Here is a 7,374-nt window from a genome sequence, read left to right as displayed (position 1 = left end):
CGGATGGTCATCTGCGTCTTCGTTCCCGGTAGCCCCCCCGGCGGCGGGTTATCCGCATGGTACGTTCTGCCCATGATTATCGGCTGGTCCGGGTCGCCGTTCAGGAAGTCCACTATCACCTCCTGGCCCACACGTGGTATTGCCAGGTTGCCGAACCCCGGCCCCGCCCACGCCTGTACCACCCGTATCCAGCACGAACTGTCCTGGTTCGCCGGGTTGTATCTGTCCCAGTTGAACTTCACCCGTACCCGGCCATGCTCGTCACAGAAGATTTCCTCTCCCTCCGGCCCCGTCACCACCGCTGACTGCGGGCCGTCGACCGACGGTTTTGGTAATGGCTGCGGCCGCCATGTCCGGTCTGCCGGTATCACCACAAAGTGGTTTTCAATGGTTGTGCCCGCATGGCGCTGCCCCGGCACAGCCTGCGGCTGACTGCCGCGCAATTCGCTTATCACCACCTGCCACTCCCGGTTCAGGCTGCCCTGCGGGTGCCCCGTCAGCCGGATACGCCGCCCCGGCCATATCTCCGGGGAACGGCTTTTTCCCCGTGCTATTTCCGCACTGTTACGCCAGCCTTCCGTCTGCCAGCGGGCAAAATTCTTACCGTGCTCTCCCTTAAAGCGTCCCGGATAATCAAACACCTCATACTGCGTGCGCTGGTAATCCAGATTTTCCCCCTCGTACTCAAAGCGCCCCGCCCAGCCGGGGCGTTTGAAGGTGTAGTCTTTGGCTATCACGGAAGAGGGGCGTATCTGCGCGCTGTGGCGAAACTGGCTGATACAGGGGGTGCTGACTTCGGTATGCGTGTTCGGGTTCCAGGGGATGTCAAAGGCTTCCGGCAGGAAGCGGACCGTGTCGCACAGCACCAGGCTCTGGTCATCGCTTTTCACAGCATGTTCTTCGTAGAAAAAGATGCCCTCTTCCGCCGCCATCCGTGCCAGAAAATCATAATCCGTTTCGCCATACTGTACGCAGAACTCACGCACCGGATGCGGTTCGCTGAACAACGGACTCCACTCCGTCACACCGTTTTCCTGCACTATCGTGCCCAGGATGCTTTTGATGTCTTCGTTCTGGAAAATGCGGGAGTTTTTTCTCAGCCCCGCTCGCCACAACGCCGGGCGCACTTTCATTCTGTACAGCGTCTGGTGGCTGTCGTTTTCACCCTGCTCAAAAAAAGTCACCAGACCTTTAACCCGGCGCTTTATCTCCGTGCCCTGCCAGATTTTCAGGTGCACCGTTTTTTCCAGTACCTGGGCGAAGTCGATAGTGAGAAGTTGCTGGCTGACCAGCGAGATATCGAGGGAAAACAGCGTGGAGAGCGACTGGTTCAGGTGAAAAGAAACCACCGCCAGCGCATCCGGCGGCAGACCATCCACCTCCAGTGTGAAACGTAATCCTGTTGACATAAGTGCCTCCCGGATGAACAGAAAAAATAAACCATGCCGGACTGCGTCGGTGGCAGTACAGCGTTACGCTTGCGTGCAGGCACGCTACCGCCGGAGTTTCCGGGGTTCATCAGAGTAAAATGACAAAAAATTAAAATTGTAAAAAAAATATATTTTTCAGTGCACTAACTACATATCTCTATCCAATATTTACCGTTCCGCTACCGATTATCACGCCGCCACAATCCACAGCATCACCTGTTCTGGCTGCAGGTAACCTATCGATAAATACCGTTGGAGAGCCACTGGCGATTTTTCGAGGGTGTACCGGATGTTCAGACTTACCATGTGGCGTCAACGGATCACCCAAACGGGCGGCGGGCATACCATCAATAAATACTGTTGGAGAGCCCGCAGTGATTACTGTTTCATGGTACCCATCATGCTGGGTACCTTTATCGTTGAGTTTTGCCGCTACAGACATATTTTCTCCAGGAGACTGTGCAATAGTGAGTATTCTTTTAAGGGATAATCTATAGCAACTATTATCCCTATTTCCGGCATGTCAGAATAAAAAACCAAAAGGCTGTCACTTGTTTAAAACTCAACGAACCAGAACCATCTTATTGTCGATAACAGCAAAGAATGGATTCCATGAGAATATACGTTTCCCTTGAGCGTTGAAGAATTCGAGTGGAGAGTTTCTGCCAACATCATTAATACCAAGACAAAAGATTCTGCTATTCTGATAAGTCAACAACGTATATTCATCCCAGTTTGGGTTTGGATTTATCTTTCCTTTTTTGAGAGCGTCAACTATGCCAATAGAATCAAAAAAAAGATCAGTATCGTCCGTTAGATCTGCTAGTGAGTATTCATCTAAAGCTATCGCATACTTTTTCTTTATCGCTGTAAGATCGCCGACTCTCAGATCATTTATTAAATCCGCATAAGCGTCAATTAATCTATCCCTCAAGGCTAAATTATTAATCTGTGGTGATGCTTTAGTCCATTGCCAGATAGGAATACCTGAAACTGCTATGTTTCTTGTGGCGGTCAACCAGTCTTCAGGCTTAGTTTCACCAGCAAATATAAACCTGTTAGATATTCCTTTGATAATAGGATTATTAGTGGTATCGCTAATATCATTAATTTTGTAGCCTTCTGAATCATTAAATGAACGACTATTTTCACCATTAAAGGTAACTTTAAAATTTGTGACTACCACATCAGGCCTTTTGGGTTCCGTTCTTACGATCTTGACCTCGCATGTATAAATATCAGTTTTCATTTTTGAACCAGATGGAAAAAAAATCAAACCTACAGTATTATTAACACCATTCTCAAGAGAATCGGTTATATCCATCCCTGTACTAATAGTCCTTGAGCCACGTCGAGTACTTAAATAGTCCAATCCATTTATTGATAAAATGCAGATGCTGCTTAATGTTTTAAAATAAGCGGAATATCTTGCACTATTCATATCATCCCTACCGTAAGAGTTTAGTGAAATAAAGAAAATACTTAATATTAATATTTTTTTCATAAAAACCTCAAAAATTAAGTTTATAAGGGGAGGCATCTTTACTTAATGATTTACATAAAGTCCATTCGCCTTCGCCCTCTTCCCAATTATCATCTGTTGTCTCCCCCCTATTCATTGGGCTATTTTTATCTTGTTCATCAGTACCAATATCTACTTTTACTTTATATTTCGCATACATTACAATTCCATTGTGATAAAAGATAAGTTCTAAATCTTTCTTTTGTTTTTTATCTAATGCAAAACAACACTCAGCCGATATTTTCGCTTCAGCGCTAAAAAATGCTTCGACGACCACAACCCTGAGCCCCGCTTCAACTTTCGACTCTAAAGACAGGCCAAGCGTACCTTCATTTTTATCACCAAGTTCAGAGTGAAATTCGTTATCTTCATCAGAGGCATAGCGATAGGAGAGATTAATATCCCCGGTAACAATAAGATTTAATACGGCTTTAGCATAAACACCATTTTTTCCACTTTTAACATCGCCTTCTTGTGACTGCGCTTTTTCTCTGATCCTAGCAACATTTTTTTCCTGATGAAAATACGCAGCAAATGCCTGAATCAAATCCAGAGTGATTGTGAAATGAATCAATGGAGACAAATTAACATCTACGCCACATTTAACATATGGCTTGTTATCTTTCTTCAGCGATAGTTCACCACTGCCCTTAATATTAAGATATGGATACTTTATATCAATAGAGAGTAATTGTATTTTCTTGTCATCAGCTCTAAAAAGATTAGTGACTGTATCAATTGTTTTTTCTGCATTCCTCAATAAAGATAATTTATCTTTATAACGCGTAAACTCTTTCTTTATTGTCTTCTTATAATCCTTGCTGGAGCTTCCGACCGCAATTGAAGCGCTTCCATCAATGGCAACGCCCCGTGTGATGGCATATTTCCCAACACTCATATGGTCATTTTGAGTTCTGCCCTGAGCAATATCGTATCGTTCATCATCAGTCAGTTCTTTAGTACCATCATTTTTAGAAGCAGCAATATTAACATCGATCTCCCAAACGAGCTTTGGATAAACGACTATACGAGTATCTACAGTGGTATATATAGGGTATTTCGCTCTATCGTTCGCATTTGTTTTAAGAGGAAAAATCATTTCCTGGACAGGTTGCCCAAGGCATTCCCCAACTTGCAAGGCATATTCTGTTCTATCTATTTTTTCGATACCTTCAAATACAACATCAGTCAGAAATGTGACTATATCAAGATATTCTAATGTTTCATAAACATAACCAGAACCAGGCGTTTTTATTTTAGCGCCCTCCCCCTCCTCTATCGTCAGCTTAAGCTTTTCCTCATAACTCAAATATTTTAATTTATTCTTATTCCCCCCATTTTTAAGCTGACTCAGATAGTATTCGTTGTATATTACGCCTGATGGACAATCTGGACTATTACTGACACACGTTTTCCCTGTAAGTGTTGTTGTGACATCAACACCTGTTGCATCTCTATCATGGAGATAGATAACAGGTAAAGATCCACCTTGCTTATATTCATACGTTTCTTCCGGAACTGCTGTTGTAATTTTCAAAGCATGCGTACAGGTATCAGGATTCTTACAATTACATTTTGGCGAACCCGCTGTAAGGCTTATTGGCATTATAGAGCACTCCTTTTCCAGGCAGGAATTACACCGTTAACATTTAATAGCAACTGCTCTGCACGGTAATGTCCTGGATGCGTTGTCCCCTCCAAAATTGTTGCATACTCGTGAGGAATATTACTCAAGTTAAATACATTCTCTCTGGCAAATAATTTTGCCACCTCATCTATACTTCTCCGATCTGTGATCCCTAAATTACGAAAATAACCAAATAACTCTTCTACCCAGGAGATGGAAACATTATTTACAGACGTCGATACAGCCCTCATTGTTTCAGCCAGTTCTCTAACATATCGCCGTTCAAAGATAATTTCTAATAATGAATATTGTTCTTTACTAATTGACATTAGCTTCGGTTTTATCGTTTGTGTCGCAGGATATCTTTCATGCAACTCTATAAAAGACATATTTTGTTGCAGCCGATAAGTTGTTTCTATTCGACTGATATCTCCAAGGAAAATATGTTTTTCCCAATCAGACAATACACTCAGGAAATCCCAAATATTGCGAGGGTCATAAAAACGAAATATCACCGGTTTTGTTTCATTCGGAAGAAGGACTTGTAAATACTTTCTGAGATGTTGTCGCAATATACGCATCGTCGCTTTCGTTGTCAGATATATACCCCATGGACAGGTATTCCATTGCAGCCACTTCTCGACTTCTGATGTTACTTCGAGCAAATAAGGTGCAAGCCCGACTAACTCAGGCTGAAGAGGTTCTGAATACAGACAGGCATGTGGTGGATTGTGTTCGGAAAGAAAATCCATAAGATTTTCCACGACAGCACCATCAATAATTGCGTAACGAACTGGAAACATTGTTATTCATCCTCCATCGGGCAGTGAGCCACAAACATGGTTCCTTCACCTGCTGCTGCTTTCAAAATGGCCGGACGCATGGGTAGAATGACTTCTCCCGGGCTGCCACCTCCATTAAGGTTTATCTTCGGCCCCCTGACATCGACGCCACCTGCATGTATCACAATAAAAGAACCACCTACACGCAGGCTGATTTTGCTGTCACTCTGTAGAACAATATCCCCCTGAACACTAATACCGAGCGTACCAGCCACTTTTTGAGCCAAATCGCCTTTCACTTCTAAACCATAATTGCCTTCCACCAGACTCACATGGTCTTTGGTTGTTTTGTGATCCTGTTTACCCTCTACCGTCAATTTTCTATCATTTGCCACAACGAGGGATTCATCATGGCCGATGCTCACCGTGCGATCATAATTAACCCGCACGTCCTTACTATTGAGTACTTTCACCTGCATGTTTTTCTGAGCATGCAGATAAATCTCCTCATTATTGGTTGCATCCTCAAAACGCAGTTCGTTAAATCCACTGCCCATATACGTCTTCGACCGGATGGTCATCTGCGTCTTCGTTCCCGGTAGCCCCCCCGGCGGCGGGTTATCCGCATGGTACGTTCTGCCCATGATTATCGGCTGGTCCGGGTCGCCGTTCAGGAAGTCCACTATCACCTCCTGGCCCACACGTGGTATTGCCAGGTTGCCGAACCCCGGCCCCGCCCACGCCTGTACCACCCGTATCCAGCACGAACTGTCCTGGTTCGCCGGGTTGTATCTGTCCCAGTTGAACTTCACCCGTACCCGGCCATGCTCGTCACAGAAGATTTCCTCTCCCTCCGGCCCCGTCACCACCGCTGACTGCGGGCCGTCGACCGACGGTTTTGGTAATGGCTGCGGCCGCCATGTCCGGTCTGCCGGTATCACCACAAAGTGGTTTTCAATGGTTGTGCCCGCATGGCGCTGCCCCGGCACAGCCTGCGGCTGACTGCCGCGCAATTCGCTTATCACCACCTGCCACTCCCGGTTCAGGCTGCCCTGCGGGTGCCCCGTCAGCCGGATACGCCGCCCCGGCCATATCTCCGGGGAACGGCTTTTTCCCCGTGCTATTTCCGCACTGTTACGCCAGCCTTCCGTCTGCCAGCGGGCAAAATTCTTACCGTGCTCTCCCTTAAAGCGTCCCGGATAATCAAACACCTCATACTGCGTGCGCTGGTAATCCAGATTTTCCCCCTCGTACTCAAAGCGCCCCGCCCAGCCGGGGCGTTTGAAGGTGTAGTCTTTGGCTATCACGGAAGAGGGGCGTATCTGCGCGCTGTGGCGAAACTGGCTGATACAGGGGGTGCTGACTTCGGTATGCGTGTTCGGGTTCCAGGGGATGTCAAAGGCTTCCGGCAGGAAGCGGACCGTGTCGCACAGCACCAGGCTCTGGTCATCGCTTTTCACAGCATGTTCTTCGTAGAAAAAGATGCCCTCTTCCGCCGCCATCCGTGCCAGAAAATCATAATCCGTTTCGCCATACTGTACGCAGAACTCACGCACCGGATGCGGTTCGCTGAACAACGGACTCCACTCCGTCACACCGTTTTCCTGCACTATCGTGCCCAGGATGCTTTTGATGTCTTCGTTCTGGAAAATGCGGGAGTTTTTTCTCAGCCCCGCTCGCCACAACGCCGGGCGCACTTTCATTCTGTACAGCGTCTGGTGGCTGTCGTTTTCACCCTGCTCAAAAAAAGTCACCAGACCTTTAACCCGGCGCTTTATCTCCGTGCCCTGCCAGATTTTCAGGTGCACCGTTTTTTCCAGTACCTGGGCGAAGTCGATAGTGAGAAGTTGCTGGCTGACCAGCGAGATATCGAGGGAAAACAGCGTGGAGAGCGACTGGTTCAGGTGAAAAGAAACCACCGCCAGCGCATCCGGCGGCAGACCATCCACCTCCAGTGTGAAACGTAATCCTGTTGACATAAGTGCCTCCCGGATGAACAGAAAAAATAAACCA

6 protein-coding genes are annotated in these 7,374 nt (G+C 46.7%); all 6 read right to left on the bottom strand.

The window, feature by feature from the left end; genetic code table 11:
• Nucleotides 1–1,409 (bottom strand): type VI secretion system tip protein TssI/VgrG (tssI, locus tag OGV89_RS04035; protein ID WP_286558174.1); only part of this gene is annotated, 1,409 nt, incomplete at its 3' end.
• Nucleotides 1,410–1,587: 178 nt separating this feature from the next.
• Nucleotides 1,588–1,872 (bottom strand): type VI secretion system PAAR protein, encoded by a 285-nt coding sequence (locus OGV89_RS04030; protein WP_106902025.1) that lies wholly within the window; start codon nt 1,870–1,872, stop codon nt 1,588–1,590.
• A 120-nt stretch (nt 1,873–1,992) separates the two neighbouring features.
• The gene (locus tag OGV89_RS04025; RefSeq protein WP_286558171.1) at nt 1,993–2,934 is read right to left on the bottom strand and encodes a hypothetical protein; all 942 of its coding nucleotides are present in this window, start codon (nt 2,932–2,934) and stop codon (nt 1,993–1,995) included.
• 7 nt (nt 2,935–2,941) lie between these two features.
• Nucleotides 2,942–4,558 carry a hypothetical protein gene (locus OGV89_RS04020; protein WP_286558167.1) on the bottom strand — a complete coding sequence of 539 codons (1,617 nt, stop codon included), beginning with the start codon at nt 4,556–4,558 and terminating at the stop codon, nt 2,942–2,944.
• On the bottom strand, nt 4,558–5,382 hold the full coding sequence (locus OGV89_RS04015) for a DUF4123 domain-containing protein (RefSeq protein ID WP_286558165.1): 825 nt from the start codon (nt 5,380–5,382) through the stop codon (nt 4,558–4,560). Before OGV89_RS04015 ends, OGV89_RS04020 begins: the two co-directional genes overlap by 1 nt.
• A gap of 2 nt (nt 5,383–5,384) precedes the next feature.
• Complete coding sequence (locus OGV89_RS04010; protein WP_286558163.1) at nt 5,385–7,340, bottom strand: type VI secretion system Vgr family protein; 1,956 nt, start codon at nt 7,338–7,340, stop codon at nt 5,385–5,387.
• Nucleotides 7,341–7,374: the final 34 nt, after the last annotated feature.

The sequence above is a fragment of the Citrobacter sp. Cf125 genome, assembly GCF_030333935.1.
Taxonomy (GTDB): Bacteria; Pseudomonadota; Gammaproteobacteria; order Enterobacterales; family Enterobacteriaceae; genus Citrobacter; species Citrobacter freundii.
Note: the sequence above shows the minus strand (reverse complement) of the source record. Positions and strands in the feature narration are given on the sequence as shown.